This window comes from Streptomyces sp. NPDC058697 (genome assembly GCF_042715345.1).
Lineage (GTDB): Bacteria > Actinomycetota > Actinomycetes > Streptomycetales > Streptomycetaceae > Streptomyces > Streptomyces liliifuscus.
This window is the reverse complement of the sequence record NZ_JBHXSU010000016.1, coordinates 82,715-98,419: the sequence shown is the minus strand read 5'-3', so window position 1 is coordinate 98,419 and position 15,705 is coordinate 82,715. Positions and strand designations below refer to the sequence as shown.

At 72.5% G+C, this 15,705-nt stretch carries 8 protein-coding genes; 6 read left to right on the top strand and 2 right to left on the bottom strand.

The window, feature by feature from the left end; translation table 11 throughout:
- Positions 1-259 precede the first annotated feature (259 nt).
- From ACFWXQ_RS31450 to ACFWXQ_RS31435, 4 genes are all read left to right on the top strand, one after another.
- Positions 260-5,911 carry a MupA/Atu3671 family FMN-dependent luciferase-like monooxygenase gene (locus ACFWXQ_RS31450; protein ID WP_383935677.1) on the top strand — a complete coding sequence of 1,884 codons (5,652 nt, stop codon included), beginning with the start codon at positions 260-262 and terminating at the stop codon, positions 5,909-5,911.
- Positions 5,908-7,212, top strand: a complete 1,305-nt coding sequence (locus ACFWXQ_RS31445) for a M18 family aminopeptidase (RefSeq protein ID WP_383935679.1) — start codon at positions 5,908-5,910, stop codon at positions 7,210-7,212. Before ACFWXQ_RS31450 ends, ACFWXQ_RS31445 begins: the two co-directional genes overlap by 4 nt.
- 71 nt (positions 7,213-7,283) lie before the next feature.
- Complete coding sequence (locus ACFWXQ_RS31440; protein WP_383935681.1) at positions 7,284-8,066, top strand: thioesterase II family protein; 783 nt, start codon at positions 7,284-7,286, stop codon at positions 8,064-8,066.
- Positions 8,067-8,099: 33 nt separating this feature from the next.
- A complete protein-coding gene (locus ACFWXQ_RS31435; RefSeq protein WP_383935683.1) occupies positions 8,100-9,986 on the top strand; it encodes an amino acid adenylation domain-containing protein in 1,887 nt (628 codons plus the stop codon).
- 124 nt (positions 9,987-10,110) lie between these two features.
- Here the strand turns inward: ACFWXQ_RS31435 and ACFWXQ_RS31430 are convergent, their stop codons facing one another.
- Both ACFWXQ_RS31430 and ACFWXQ_RS31425 read right to left on the bottom strand, forming a co-directional pair.
- On the bottom strand, positions 10,111-12,900 hold the full coding sequence (locus ACFWXQ_RS31430) for a hypothetical protein (RefSeq protein ID WP_383935685.1): 2,790 nt from the start codon (positions 12,898-12,900) through the stop codon (positions 10,111-10,113).
- 246 nt (positions 12,901-13,146) lie between these two features.
- Positions 13,147-14,094 carry a M56 family metallopeptidase gene (locus ACFWXQ_RS31425; RefSeq protein ID WP_383935687.1) on the bottom strand — a complete coding sequence of 316 codons (948 nt, stop codon included), beginning with the start codon at positions 14,092-14,094 and terminating at the stop codon, positions 13,147-13,149.
- Between the two features lie 110 nt (positions 14,095-14,204).
- Between ACFWXQ_RS31425 and ACFWXQ_RS31420 the strand changes: the two genes are divergently transcribed.
- The gene (locus ACFWXQ_RS31420; protein ID WP_383935689.1) at positions 14,205-14,720 is read left to right on the top strand and encodes a DUF3052 domain-containing protein; all 516 of its coding nucleotides are present in this window, start codon (positions 14,205-14,207) and stop codon (positions 14,718-14,720) included.
- Positions 14,721-14,797: 77 nt separating this feature from the next.
- A complete protein-coding gene (locus ACFWXQ_RS31415; protein WP_383935791.1) occupies positions 14,798-15,688 on the top strand; it encodes a glycosyltransferase family 2 protein in 891 nt (296 codons plus the stop codon).
- Positions 15,689-15,705 lie beyond the last annotated feature (17 nt).

Below are 15,705 nucleotides of genomic sequence, written 5' to 3'. Positions count from 1 at the left end.
CCGGAAGCTCACGGCGCAACTCGCGGCGGCCAAGCGACATTCGGCGGCGGGGCCGCCCGGAGCAACCTCGACCCACCCTCAGGCCCCGGCTCCGGCTCCGGCCCAGGCCCCGGTCTCGGCAGCACCCGCCCCCGCAGCCCCGCCCCCCGTCGCCCCCACCTCCATACCAGCCCCTCTCTCCGCACCAGCCCCCCTCTCCACACCCGCCCCGCAACCCACCCTCCACGGCCCCCGCGTAACCCTCCCCGAAGGCTCCGGCATGGTCGGCGACGGTGCCGGTGCCGGCGAAGGTCAGCAGGCGCACGCCGTCGAGCTCGGACGGCGGCTGGCCGAACGGACCCGTACATCAAAGGAGTTGGCCCAGCGGCAGCGTGCCGTGCTTGCCGACAGCCGGGCCGTCGTCGGGTTCCGGCGCTCCACGAAGGAGACGCTGTACCCGCTCGCGGCCCGCTCGGCCCGGGGCGCGCGCCTGACCGACGTGGACGGCAACGAGTACACCGACATCACCATGGGCTTCGGCGCGCTGCTGCTCGGCCATGAGCCGGAGATCGTCACCGAGGCCGTACGGGAGCACCTCGCGCGGGGCCTGCGCTTCGGCCCGCGGCCGGTCGAGGCCGGTGAAGTCGCCCAGTTGCTGGCTGACTTGACCGGCATGGAACGCGTGGCGTTCGCGGGTTCCGGCACCGAGGCCAACTCCGCCGCCATCCGGCTGGCCCGCGCCGCCACCGGACGCGATCGCGTCGTCATGTTCCGCGGCTCGTACCACGGCCACATCGACTCCGTGCTGGGCCGCCCGGGACCGGACGGCACCCACGCCGTACCCGTCTCGCACGGCATCCCGCACAGCGCCGTCTCCGAGCTGATCGTCCTCGAATACGGCAGCCAGGAAGCCCTCGACACCGTCGACGCGCTCGGCGACACCATCGCGGCGGTCCTCGTCGAGCCGGTCCAGTGCCGCAACCCCGCCCTGCGCCCCGTCGCGTTCCTGCGGGAACTGCGCGATCTCACGCGGCGCCGCGGAATCGTGCTGCTCTTCGACGAGATGCTCACAGGCCTGCGCCCCCATCCGCGCGGCGCACAGCACCACTTCGGCGTCGTCCCGGACCTCGCCACCTACGGCAAGGCGCTCGGCAGCGGCTTCCCGGTCGGCGCGATCGCGGGCCGCGCCGACATCCTGGACGGGGTCGACGGCGGCTTCTGGCGGTATGGCGACGACAGCCGCCCGGAGACCGAGACCACCTTCTTCGGCGGTACGTACATGCAGCACCCGCTGTCCATGGCGGCGGCCAAGGCGGTCCTCACCCATCTCGCCGCCGAGGGTCCCGCCCTCCAGGAACGGCTCAACGCCCGCACCGACATGCTGGCCGAAGGCCTGAACGAGTTCTTCAGGGCCGAGGAATTCCCCCTGGAACTCAGCCACTTCGGGTCCATGTTCCGGTTCACGCACCGGGCCGACATGGAACTGCTCTACCAGCACCTGCTGTTGCGCGGCATCTACGTGTGGGAGTGGCGCAGCTTCTATCTCTCCACCGCCCACACCGACGCGGACGTCGAGCGCGTCTCGGACGCCGTGAAGGACTCCCTGCGAGCCCTGCGCGAGGGCGGCTTCTTCCCCACGACCCGCCCGAGCCCCAGCCCTGACCTGGGCGCGCATTCGCAGCCGCGGCCGAAGGCGACACGCCCTCGCCCGGCCGCCGACTTCGGCCTGTACTTCTTCGGCGACTACCCGGATGCGGAGCCCGCCGCGGGCAAGGAGGGAGACGCGGACGGCCGGCCCAACTCACCCCGCCCCTCCGACGCCTACGACCAGATCATGGAGTCGGCCCGCTTCGCCGACGAGCGGGGCTTCAGTTCCCTCTGGGTGCCGGAGCGGCACTTCCACTCCTTCGGCGGCCTCTTCCCCAACCCGTCCGTGCTCGCGGCAGCGCTGGCCCGCGAGACCGACCGGATCCGGCTGAACGCGGGTTCCGTCGTACTGCCGCTGCACGACCCCGTCCGGATCGCCGAGGAGTGGTCGGTCGTCGACAACCTCTCCGGCGGCCGCGTCGGCATCGGCTGTGCCACCGGCTGGCACGCGCAGGACTTCGCCCTCCACCCCGACCGCTTCGCCCGCCGCAAGGAGATCGGCTTCGCCCATCTCGACGACGTACGGACCCTGTGGAGCGGCGGCACGCTGTCGCGGCGGACCGGGGACGGCGGGGAGACCGCGGTACGTATCCATCCGCGTCCGGTGCAGGACATGCCGCCCATGTTCCTCGCGACCTCGGGGCGGCGTGAGTCGTACGAGGAGGCGGCGCGGCGCGGTCTGGGCATCGTCACCAACCTGATGAGCCAGACGGTCGCCGAACTCGCCGAGAACATCGGCTACTACCGCAAGGCCCGCGAGCAGCACGGTCTCGACCCCGGCACCGGCCGGGTGACCGTCCTCCTGCACACCTACCTCGGCGACGACCACGCGACGGCGCGCGCCCAGGCGCTGGAGCCGATGACCCGCTATCTGCGCTCCTCGCTGCAGATGCGCTCCGCGGCGAGCGCACTGGGCGCGTTGGGCGCGCTGGGCACGCCGGGCGGCGATCCGCGGGACGTGGCCACGGCGAGCGAGGAGGACCTGGAGTACCTCTTCCGCCGGGCGTACGACGGGTACTGCGACGAGCGAGCCCTGATCGGTACGCCGGAGACCTGCGCGCCCGTGGTGGACGCGCTGTACGAGGCGGGCGTCGACGAGATCGCCGCCCTCGTCGACTTCGGCATGCCCGCCGACCTGATGCGCTCCGGGCTCGAACACCTCGACACGCTGCGCGAGCGTCACCAGGAGGCCGGGCCTGCGGCCAGGCCTCCTGGCAACGATGTCTCCGCGCCCGCGACCGACGCCCAGCGCCGGATCTGGCTCGCCTCCCAACTGATCGGCGACCCGGCCGCGTACAACGAGATCCAGGCCGTACGGCTGCGCGGCCCGCTGGACAGGGAGGCGCTCGCCGCCGCGGTGGACGGGCTGGTCGAGCGGCATGCCGGGCTGCGGACCGTGTTCCGCCCGGGCGGTGGCGACGAGACGGTACTGCAGGTCGTACGGCACGGCATGCGCGTTCCGTTGCGGGTGACCGACGCCCGGGGGCAGGAGCACGACGCCGTCGTCGCCGCCGTGCTGCGGGAAGAGAGCTCGCGGCCGTACGACCTTGCCGAGGGCCCGCTGTTCAGCCCACGGCTCCTGACGCTCGCCGACGACGACCATGTGCTCGTACTCGGGCTGCACCACATCATCACCGACGCGCACTCGGCCGGAATCCTCGCGGCCGACCTGGAGGAGCTGTACAAGGCCGCGGTCGAGGGGCGCCCCGCGCGGTTCGCGGCGCCCGCGGGCAGCACGGTCGGGGCCGCCGGACCCGATCGGGACCCGGCCGATCTGGAGTGGTGGCGGCGCTACCTCGACCCGCTGCCTCCGGTGCCCGCGCTGCCCACCCGGCGCCCGCGCGGCCGTCGAGTGGCGGGCAGCGGGGCCGCCGCCGAGATCCGGCTCGACGGCTCCCGCACGGCGGCACTGCGGGAGTGGAGCGGCCGGCAGGGCGTCACGCTCTTCGCCACGCTCCTCACCGCCTGGCAGCTGGTGCTGCGCGAACGCTCGGGCCAGGACGAGTTCGTCGTGGGCTCGACCTTCGGGCGGCGCACCCCGGAGACCGCCGGCACGGTGGGATTCCATGTCGCGCTTCTTCCGCTGCGGGCCACGCTGACGGAGTCGACACCGCTGACCGAAGCCGTGCGGGCAACCCGGGACGCCCTGTTCGCGGCGGACGCCCATCAACACGTCGACCTGGACGCCCTCCTCGCCGCCGTCAACCCCGACCCCGGCAACCCGCGCCCGCTGATCACCGTCTCCGCGGACCTGGACACCGCTCCGCTGGCCGGGATCCGGCTGCCGGGGCTGTACGCCGAAGCGGTCGACGGCGGCTCCGAATCGGCGCCGCTGGAGATGGGGTTGATGGCCGTCCGCACCGGTTCGGGGCTGCGGCTGCGCATCCGCTACGACGCCGATCTCTTCGACGCGGCGACGGTACGGGGCTGTCTGGGCGACCTCGACAGGATCCTGGGCGCCATGGTGTCGGGCAGTGCGGCGCTGGTGCGGGACACCGCGGTTCGGCCGAAGGCCGCGGACGTGACCGCGCCCGCCCCATCGGAACTCTCCTCCTCCGCCCCCTCCGTCCTGGAGACACTCCGTACCGTCTGGAAGTCGGTCCTCGACGTCGACGACGTGTCCGACGACTCCAACTTCTTCGATCTCAGCGGCAATTCGATCGCGGCGATCAGGCTCGTCAACCGCGTACGCGACGCGCTGCACGTGGACATCGCCCTTGCGGACTTCTTCGCGGACGCGACCCTGGGCGCGATGGCACGTCAACTCGGCGGCGGACCACGGGAGCCCGCAGCCCCTTCCGTCGACGCCGAGGTCGTGGACCGCGCCCCCGCGAGCGACCAGCAGAACCGGATGATCGCCGGTCACTACGCCGTTCCCCAGGCGCAGGTCTGGAACGTGCCGACCAGGATCCGCTTCCGGGGCGCCCTGGACCCGGACGCCCTGCGCGCGGCCCTCGCCGAACTGATCGAGCGCCACCACTCGTTGCGTACCCGCTTCGTGCGGGAGGCCGCAGACGGGGCCGGGCCCGCAGACGGGGCTGGGGCCGGAGCAGGGGCCGGGGCCGGATCGGGAGGCGGGGCCGGATCGGGAGCCGGAGCCGGAGCCGGATCGGGGGCCGGCGATGGCGTCTGGTGGCAGGAGGTGGTCGCCGCGCCCCCGCTGCGGCTGCAGATCGACGACCTCACCCGGCTCGAACCCGGGAAACGTGCCGCCCGGGTCGACAAGGTGTGCCGGGCGATGGCCGCGGCGCCCGTCGACCTCACCCGCCCGACGCTGCCCCGGCTGAGGCTGCTGCGGGTCGAGCGCGACGAGTGGGTGCTGATGTTCGTCATGCACCACATCTGCGCCGACGGCTGGGCCCACTCCGTGCTCCTGGCGGAGCTGGCCGAGCTCTACACGGCGGCAGCGTCCGGTACCGCGCACGCACTCGACGCGCCCCCGGTCCAGGCCACGCACTACGCCCGCCGTCAGCTGGAGGCGAAGGACCCGGCGGCCGAGGACCGGCGGGCCGCGCACTGCGCCGACTATCTGGCGGGGGTGCCGTGCCGGCTGGACACCCCGACCGACCGGCCCAGGCCCGAGCGGTTGAGCGGCGACGGCGGCACGGCACGCGGGACCGCTTCCGGTGAACTCCGCGCGGCCATGGAGAAGTTGGCGGCCGACCGGCACGTGACCCCGTTCGCGGTGGCGGCCGCCGCGCTCGGCATCCACCTCGCCCGGCTCTCCGGGGAGCGGGACGTCCTGCTCAGCGTCCCGTACGCCAACCGCGAGGACCTGGACTGCGAGTCGCTCGTGTCGGTGGTCTCCACGGCCGTCCTGGTCCGGGTGCGGATCGACCCGGCCGAGACGGTCGCCGAACTGGTGACCCGCACCGGCGCGGGCGCCCTCGGCATCATGGCGAACGTGCTGCCCACCGCCCGCATCCTCCAGGCGATGCGCGACGCGGGGGCCACCGAGGTCCCCGACCGGGTGCCGAACGGCCTCGCCTTCCAGAACTACGCCGACTCCGACATCGAGATCCCCGGCCTCGACGTCGAAGTGGAGGACGTGGCCCCGCCGGTCGCCCGGGCAGAACTCGTCTTCGGCCTCGCGCCGCGCCGTGATCCGGGCCTCGGCTACCGGACCTTCCTTGAGTATTCGGCCGATCTCTGGGATCGGGAATCGGCCGAAGAACTGCTCGCCGAGTACGTCTCGGTGATCGGAGACTTGTGCGCGCGGCCCGACCGTCCGGTCGCCGCACTGCTCGACACGCACACAACGCCCCGGAAGGCGGACGCCGAATGACCCTGGCCACCGACCCCAGCCACACCGAGGACCTGCTCGCCTTCCTCCAGGGCAGCTCCTCGCCCTACCACGCCGTGTCCCAGGCAGCGCGCCGCCTGGAGAAGGCGGGCTTCACGGAGCTGAGCGAGACCGAGGAGTGGACGGGGCGCAGCGGCGGCTGTTTCGTCGCCCGCGGCGGTGCGCTCATCGCCTGGTACGTCCCCGAGGGCGCGCCCGCCCACACCCCCTTCCGGATCGTCGGCGCGCACACCGACTCGCCCAACCTGCGGGTCAAGCCGAGGCCCGACACCGGTTCCGCGGGGTGGCGGCAGGTCGCCGTGGAGATCTACGGAGGCGTCCCGCTCAACACCTGGCTCGACCGGGACCTGGGCATCTCGGGGCGTCTCACGCTGCGCGACGGCAGCTCCACCCTCGTCAAGGTCGACGAACCGCTGTTCCGCGTACCGCAGTTGGCCATCCATCTCGACCGCTCGGTCAACGAGTCCATGGCCCTGGACCGGCAGCGCCAGACCCAGCCGATCTGGTCCCTCGGCAGACCCGAACAGGGCGCGCTGCTGCGCCGGATCGCGTACGAGGCGGATCTGGAACCCACCGAGATCCTCGGCTGGGACCTGATGCTGCACGACATCCAGGCACCCGCACACCTGGGCGCGGAGCGCGAGTTCCTGGTGTCGTCGCGCCTGGACAACCTGGTGTCCGTGCACGCGGGGGTCACCGCGCTGACGGCGGCGACCGAGGCCTGGGCGAAGGACGCCGGTGCCGAGTCGTTCCGGGTTCCGGTGCTGGCCGCCTTCGACCACGAGGAGGTCGGCAGCGGCTCCGAGACCGGTGCCCAGAGCCCGCTCCTGGAACGCGTACTGAACCGCTCAGTGTCCGCCCGCGGCGGCAGCGGCGAGGACTGGTCGCGGGCGCTGGCGGGCGCGCTCTGCGTCTCGGCCGACATGTCCCACGCGGTCCACCCCAACTACAGCGAGCGGCACGACCCGGACAACCACCCGCTGCCCAACGGCGGACCCGTGGTGAAGGTCAACGTCAACCAGCGGTACGCCACCGACGGCACCGGGCTCGCCGCGTTCGCGGCCGCGTGCGAGCGGGCCGGGGTGCCGTTGCAGCGGTTCGTGTCCAACAACGCCATGCCCTGCGGTACTTCGATCGGGCCGATCACCGCGGCCCGCCTGGGCGTGACGACGGTCGACGTGGGCGTGCCCGGCCTGTCCATGCACTCCGCCCGGGAACTCGTCGGGGCCCGGGACCCCGGCTATCTGGCACAGGCGCTCGCCGAATTCGTCACGACGAGCTGAGAGCGGGACCCGCACGGAAACCCAAGGGCACGACGGGCGTCAGGCCGGACACCAGGTATCGAGGACCAACCATGGAGAGTGACAGAACGTTGTCGGCAAAGACCTTCGCCCTCAGGGGCGCCGACCCGCAGGACGCCTCGATACGCGTGCTGATCGTTCCGCACGCCGGAGCCGGCGCGGCGAGCGGCCAGGGCTTCGCGGAGCACGCGCCGGCCGACTGGCTGGTGGCCACGGCCCGGCTGCCCGGCAGGGAGACGCGTATCCGGGAGAGCGTTCCGGAGCTGCCCGGTCTGGTCGACGACGTCGTGGCCACGGCACGTTCCCTGCCCGGCACCGCCCCGCTGGTCGTCGTCGGGGTGTGCTTCGGGGCGATCGTCGGCCTGGAAGCCGTACGCGCGCTGCAGCGGGACGACAGCGTCCGCGTCGCCGGAATGGTGGCCGTCTCGCAGTGGGCGGTGACCGAGAAGCCCGATCCCGAGCGCCGGTTGCTGCGCGACACGGACGACACCGACGACGTACTGGCGATCCTCGACGGGTTCGGCGGAGTCCCGGAACGGCTCGCCGCCAACGAGCAGATGCTCAAGCTGGTGCTGCCGACGATCGTGGCGGACATCCGTGCCGTCGAGGACTACTCGTCCGGCCCCGACCCCCTTCTGCGGTGTCCGCTCCTGACCGTGTTCGGGGACGAGGACCCGCTGTGTCCCGAGGAACGGACCGCCGACTGGGCCCTGTTCAGCGAGAACACCCGCAGTGTCTGGCTGCCGGGCGGACACATGCTCCTGACGGAGAGCCCCGCCCTGGTGGTGGACGCCTTTGCCGGCAATCTCGACCAGTTCGCGGCACAACAGTCCTAGCCTCCGCATCCGGACCGACCGAGGTTGACCTCCATGACGACCGTCCAGGCCTCCGCCGACCGCCCGTCGACCGATGCGGACCACCGGCTCGACGCACTCCTGCTCGAACGGTGGGAGCGCGATCCCGCACTCCCCGCGATCGTCTCCGGCGCGACCGTCCTCACCATGGGCGAGCTGAGGGAACGGGTTCTACGAACCGCCGGTGCCCTTCGCGCGCACGGCGTACGGGCCGGCGACCGCGTCGTGATCCACCACGAGCGCTCCGTCGAGTTCGTGGTGGCCGTGCTGGGCGCCATGTTCGCGGGCGCCGCCCACGCGGCACTCGGCGTGGACGACCCGCCGCGGCGCATCCTGCGGTCCGTCCAGGACTGCGCGCCCCGGGCCGTGCTCACCGACTCGGCCCTGCGCGACCGCTTCTCGGACGTACCCGGCCTGTCGGACCTGGTCGTCCTGACGGACGAGGAGTGCGCCACGTACGCGCCGACGCCCGAAGCCGTACGAGGGGACGTACGGGGGGACGCGTCCGCGGACGACCCCGTCGCCGTCATCCACACCTCCGGCTCCACCGGCCGTCCCAAGGCCTCGCTGATCAGCCACCGTGCTCTCGTCTCACGGATCACGGCCCTGCAGACCACGCACCGCATGGACGAGCGCGACCGGATGATCCACCACACGGTGTGCACGTTCGACATGCATCTCGGCGAGCTGTACTGGCCGTTGCTCGCCGGCGCCACCGTCGTCCTCGCGGCCCCGGGCCGCCATCGCGACGCGGACCATCTCGCGGAGCTGATACGCGACCAGGGGATCACGACGGTCTACTTCGGCGTGTCCCAGCTCGAACTCTTCCTGCTGACCCGCGATCCCGCCGAACGGTACGACGGGCTGCGGCAGGTGCTCACCGGCGGCGAGGTGCTCGGCCCCGACCTGGTCAGGCGCTTCCACTCGCGCTCCACCGCCTCGCTCACCAACATCTACGGGCCCAGTGAGTGCACGATCTACTGCACGGCCTGGGTGCTGCCGCGCGATCCCGGCCTGGACACCGTGCTCATCGGCCCCGCCATCCAGGACACCGAGCTGTGGATCCTCGACGAGAAGGGCGCTCCGGTGGCCGAAGGGGAAACCGGCGAGCTCTACATCGGCGGCGCCGGCGTCGCCCTCGGCTATTTCAACCGGCCCGAACTCACCGCCGAGCGCTTTCTCGACGCCGAGCGTCTTCCGAACGTGCCCGCGGTGAGCCCGGACAGCCGCTTCTACCGTTCCGGCGACCTGGTCAGGGCGCGTCCCGACGGCGTGCTGGAGTTCCTCGGCCGCGCCGACCGGCAGGTGAAGATCCGGGGCATCCGTATCGAGCCCGGCGAGATCGAGGAGACCGCCAAACGCTGTACGGGGGTCGGGCAGGCGGCGGTCGTCGCGCACGGCTCGGGTGCCGAGAAGCGTCTCGCCGCGTTCGTGGTGCCCGAGAAGGGCGTGGCAACGGCCAGCCTGCCGTCGTCCGTACGCGAGGCTCTGCGGACCTGGCTCCCGCCGTACATGGTGCCGTCGGCCATCGAGGTGACGGACGAACTGCCGCTGACCCCGAACGGCAAGCTCGACCGGAGTCTCCTGGAGACCTGGGCGGCGAAGCGGTCGGCCGAACCCGCGCCCGCGCGGCCCGTACACCGGGCGCCCGCCGGCGCGGAACCGGATGTGGAGAGCGTCGTCTCCGAGGTGTGGTGCGAGGTCCTCCAGGTGCCCGCCGTCGGCCGGGACGACGACTTCTTCGACCTGGGCGGGGATTCCTTCAAGGTGCTGCGCGTCATCGAGGCCCTCCGGGAACGGCTGGGGGCGGACATCCCCCTGGCGGCGCTGCTGTTGGAGCCGACAGCGGCCGACTTCAGCGAGGAGCTGCGCCGCATCATGGCCCACGGGCCCACGGACTGAACCCGGGGGTCCGGAGAGACCAGGGAGTCCGGGAGCGCGAAACGGGGGCCCGGAACTCCCGGGCCCCCGCGTCCAGTTCCGTACGGAGACGCTACTGAGCTGCTACTGAGGTACTACTGATCTGCTACGGCGCGTCCGTCACCGTGCCGTCGAGCACCGGCCCCTCCACCTGTTCGCCGTCAGCCGTCCAGAGGGACAGCCGGATCCGCAGCGACTCCTCCGGCTCGCTCACGCCGTCCGCGACGACGGGAATCGTCACGTCGGTGCTCACCTCGCCCTGGGGGATGGAGAGGGGCAGATAGAGCCCTCCCAGCCCGGTCAGCGGCCGGGACGGGGTCGGGGACTCACCGGTGGTCTCGTCGAGCCAGGCCGGGTCGACGTCGGTCGTAGACAGTTCGGCGCCGTCGACCGGCGCGAACGCGGAGTCGATCCAGATCTCCGTGTCGGCGACCGCGGACTGGGTGATCTGCCACGTCAGGCTCTGGCCCTCGGTGACCCGGCTCGGGACCGGCGTCACGCTGAACGTGGGCATCGGGTCGTCGTCCTTCACGGTCACGCCGCCGAGGTGGTTGCCGACCACCGTGTCGTGGACGGCCTTCGCGAACACGTTGTACGCCGTGCCGTAGCTGTAGCGGGTGTTGCCGGGCACGTCGACCGGCACGTCGATGCTGTCGCCGCCGGGGCGCACGGTCACCACCCGGGACGTGGTCTCACGGGTCTCGGGGTCGGAGACGAAGAGCCGGATCTGTCCGCTGCCCTGCCCGGAGAGCTGTACCGGCACCTGGTAGGTCTTGACTCCGGAGTCGCCCTCGTCGGCGGTCAGCCGGCCGATGTCGACGCGGGGGAGCGAGACCGGCCGTACGTCCGCCAGGCCGGAGCGCCAGCCCCAGGCGTCGATCAGCCACGCCTTTCCGGATCCGCTGCGGGGGGTCAGTTCAAGGGACTTCACCTGCTTGAGGTCCAGCCCGGCCGCGGTCGCGGCGGTCAGCGGTACGCGTACCTCCTGGCCCCAGTACGAGGTCGTCCGCTCGGTGCCCGGCAGTCCGTCGAGGCGGATGTCGCCGAGCGTGGCCCGTCGGCCCGCGGTGTCCGTGAGGGACACGTCCAGGCGGGTGCCGGTGGTGTTCGGGGGCACGACGACCCGCAGGGCCAGCGACTTGGCCCCGGTCACCGAGACCGGTCGCTCCGGCTGCACCCGTACCGCGGAACCCGGCGTCGACCAGTCGAGCGCCACGGCGTTGCGGCCCGGTTCCCGGTCGGTCTCCCAGCCGGCGAAGTGCGGTGACGCGCCGGGCTCGTCGGGGTTGAGGCAGCTCGTCGCCGGATCGGGGTCGATCTGCTCGCACAGCCGGCCGCCGTCCACCTTCACCGAGGGGTCCGGCAGGAACGCGCCGCCGCGACGGGCACCGACGGCGTGGGTGAGGACGCGCGCGGGACCCGCGGACTTCGCGCGTACGCCGGAGCCGTCCAGCAGTGGCCGGACCCGGTCGTCGCCCGCGACGAACACGCGGGCCGCGGCGGCTATGTACGTGGAGCCTGCGGCCTGTTGCTGCTTGGCGGTCAGACGAGTCGCGGTGCCCGGTGTGCACACCGCGTCCGGCGACTCCTCGTCGTTCCAGAAGTCGTCGTTGGCGGGTGCCTGGGCCTGGCCCGGCGTCCACTCGGTGTTGAAGTAGTTGTGGTTGGCGCCGACCATGTAGACCGCGCTGTGCAGGGCGGCACCACGGCTGACACCGCGGGTTCCGTCCACGTAGATCTCACCCTGCAGATCGGACACATCGCCGTCGCAGCCGGGCAGGATCGTCATCGACGGCACCTCGGGAGCGGGGTTCTGCCCGAAGACGGTGGGGCCGATCAGGACGGTCCCCCGGATCTTCCAGCGCACCGGACCCCGGTAGCCGTCCTTGTCGGCGGGAGGCTTGGAGAGGCTGTCCATCGCGGCCCGGTTCACGCCCTCGCCGCCCCGCGAGTGACCGACGAGGAGTACGCGCGACAGGTCGGCCCGCGCCGCCTTCCGTACGATCTCCGGTGCCGAAGTCCGTCCGGCGCCCGACCAGTTGGCCCAGCGGGCGAGATGTTGGCGTACGAGGGACGAGCGGGCCTGTGCCCCGCCGTCCTCCGCCGCGAAGTCCTGTCCGTTGACGCCGTTGGCGGATATGGACACCGTCACATAGCCCTGGGACGCCAGCAGTTTCTGGTCGTGCAGATAGCCGCGGTGGCTCGGTATCGCCTTCGAGTCGGTGGGGCAGGGCCAGTCACCGACGAAGTCGCCGTCCGGGCCCCCGGTGTAGCAGGTGGGGTGGCGGCCGTGCAGGAAGAGGGCCAGCGGGCGCTCGCCCTGGGCGCCGGCCGGTGCGACCACGGCCGCGCGCATCTCCACCGGTTCGGGGAAGTCGGGCAGCTTCACGGACTTCAGCTCGTACTCGCCGCTGACCGTGCGGTACGGGCCGGGGACGCCGGGGTCCACGGGGTTGGCCGGTGGCAGGGCCGACGGCTTCACCGGCGCCTTGGAGGAACGCCGGCGTGAGTCCGCATCGATGCCGGCCTCGTCGAGGCGGCGGCCGGCGGCCCGCACCTGGAGGTCCTTCGCCGGTCCGAGCTCCACGCCCTGGAGGGCGAGCCTGAACGTGTGCCCGTCCTTGGCTGCGAGCGGTCGGCCCAGGAGCCGGCCGCCGGAGTAGAACTCGACGGCGGCGTCTCCCATCGGCACCGGTGTGGCCGAACGCCAGGTCAGCTGCTGACCGGATCTGGCCGTGGTGATCTGCCAGCCCGCCGGCAGTCTGCCGTCGGGGTCGGCCGAGGCCGCGGGCGGTGCGGGTTCGGCGGCCGGCCGGGCCTGCGCCACTCCTTGCGACCCCACCACCACCGCCAACAACGCCGCAGCGGCGACCAATGTGCGCCGGGCATGGATCAACGTCCTTCTCCTCCTGTTGGCTCCTGCGCCCGGGCACCTCGGTTGCCCCAGGTGACCCGGGCATCTCTCTCGTCCCTGAGAAGAAGATGAGAATCGAGGCTGCAGGGTTGCTCGGAGCGGACGTCGGGCCGAGGCAGGCGGGGGCCTCAAGTGGAGCCTGGAGAAGCAGAGTTGACCCCGCGCGGGGGTACCTCCCGGCCGGAGCCGGGGGAGGGAATCGCCGGGCGGGCGGGCGTCAGACAGGCCCTAGGAGCCGAGCGTCGCCAGGGCCGGGCCGAAGGCGATGAGCAGCGGGATGAGCGGGGCGAGGGCGGCGGCCGTCGTCGTACCGCGGCGGTGGGTCCGGGGCAGGCGGGGCGGCGGGTCCAGGAGGCGCTCCACCCGCTGGTGGAGGAGGGGGCGGGGAGTGGCGCAGGACAGGACGCCCCGGTGCTGGTTCAGCTCGATCAGCGCGAGGGCCGTGGTGAGGTGGCCGCAGCGGCGGGAGGCCGTGTCGTCGGCGGAGAGCTCGACCAGGCGGTGGGTCTGGTCGCGGAAGTGGGTGAAGAGCGGGATGCCCGGGAAGCCGGAGGCCAGGGCCTGGGAGAGGTGCAGGAGCCAGTCGTGGCGGGCCCGGGCGTGACCCAGTTCATGGGCCTGGATGGCGTCCAGCTGGTGGTCGGTGAGGCGCTGCAGCGCGCCCGTGGTGACGACGAGCTGGGGCGGGCTGCCCGGCATCCACCAGGCGTCCGGGTACTCGTCCTCCAGCACGAGGAGCGGGCCGCGGGAGTCGCTGAGCCCGGCCGGCAGCTCGGGGGCGCGTTCGCGCAGGTGCTCGCGGCGCAGCCGGCCCCGCCTGCGGGCCTCCGTCACTTCCCGCGCCAGCATGGCCGTGGTCCAGGCGGCACCGCCGGCCAGCAGCAGTGTCAGCGCGGTGGTCCAGGTCGGGGCGGCGGCCAGGTCGTAGGCCGCGGTGACCCTGGGCGGCGCGGGCGCGAAGACATGGACACGGACGGTGTGGAAGACCGCCGAGGCACTCAGTACCAGTGACGTCAGACAGCAGAGCAGCACGGTGGCGACCAGGCACTGCCACACCCACAGCGCGAGCACGGGCTCCCGGTCGGGCCAGACCGCACGCGTCAGGACACGGGGCGCCGCGACCGCCGCCGCCAATGCGACGACCGCCATCAGGAGCAGGGAGATCGATACGGTCATGTCGCGGGCTCCTTCGGGAAGCGGCCGTGGACACGCTACCTGCCACCGGGGCCAGGACGGCAATGAGCGGCACGACGGCGAACCGCGAGTAACCATGGACGCGTGAGCGCGTGAGCGCATGGACTCATGGACGCATGGACGGTGGTGGCGCGGTGAGCGGGGCGAGTGGCGGGAGCGCGGCCGGTGATGGGAGCGCGGCCAGTGGTGGGCGCGGGGCGAGCGGCGGGTACTCCCGTACGCCACTGGCCAAGAAGATCGGGATCAAGGCCGGGCAGCGGGTGCGGTTGCTGCACCCGCCGGGGGAGGGGTGGGCGATCCCCGGGCTGCCCGAGGACTGCGAGGTCGCCGAAGGAGGGCCGGAGGGGGCGGACGTCACCCTGGCCTTCTACCGGGAGGCCGCCGTCCTGGCCGCTGAGGGACCTGGCCTTGTCGAGGCGCTCGCCGACTCCGCGATGTTCTGGATCGCCTGGCCGAGGAAGGCCGCCGGCCACGTGAGCGACATCACCGAGAACGGGCTGCGGGAGCTCTTCCTCCCCCTGGGTGTCGTGGATGTGAAGGTCGCCGCGCTCGGGGACGACTGGTCGGGGCTGAAGTTCGTACGCCGCAGGGAGAACCGGCGTATTTAAAGAGTCCTTACCGTGAACGACTAGCATCGCCCCTTGTTGTCGAACGAGGTCGAGTGGTGGGGGTGGGCGCCGTGCCGGTGGAGCCGCGGATCGCGGTGGCCGTGGTGACGATGGGCACACGGCCCCAGGAGGTCGACGCGCTGCTCGCGTCGGTGGCCAAGCAGGACGTCGCGCCCACCCGGATCGTGATCGTCGGGAACGGCTGTCCGCTGCCCGAGTTCGCCGACCGGCTGGGGCTGCCAGGCGAGGTCACCGCCATCGAGGTCGACGAGAACCTCGGCTGCCCGGGCGGCCGGAACGTCGCGCTGAGCCGGCTGCGGGAGTTCGGCGACGTGGACGTCGTCGTCGACCTCGACGACGACGGGCTCCTCGTCGACCCCGACGTCCTGCGGCGGGTACGGGACCTGTACGCGGCCGATCCGCGCCTGGGCATCGTCGGATTCCGTATCGCCGACGAGCACGGCGAGACCCAGCGGCGGCACGTGCCCCGGCTCGGTGCCAAGGATCCGATGCGGGGCGGGGAGGTCACCGGCTTCCTCGGCGGCGGACACGCCCTCTCCATGGAGATGCTCACGCAGACCGGGGACTGGCCGGCCGAGTTCTTTTTCGCGCACGAGGAGACCGACCTGGCGTGGCGGGCCGCCGACGCGGGGTGGACCATCCGGTACGAGCCCGAGCTGCTGCTCCAGCACCCCAAGACCTCACCCGCACGGCACGCCATCTACTACCGCGTCACCGCCCGCAACCGCGTCTGGCTGGTCCGGCGCCGGCTGCCGTTCCCCCTGATCCCCGTCCACCTGGCGGTCTGGATCGCGCTGACTCTCCTGCGGACACGCTCTGTTGGCGGGCTGCGGGCATGGTTCGGCGGCTTCATGGAGGGGCTCAGGGTTTCGGCGGGGGAACGGCGGCCGATGCGCTGGGCGACCGTTTGGCGGCTCACGCGCCTGGGGCGGCTGCCGGTCGTCTGAGCGGGATCCCGCCGACG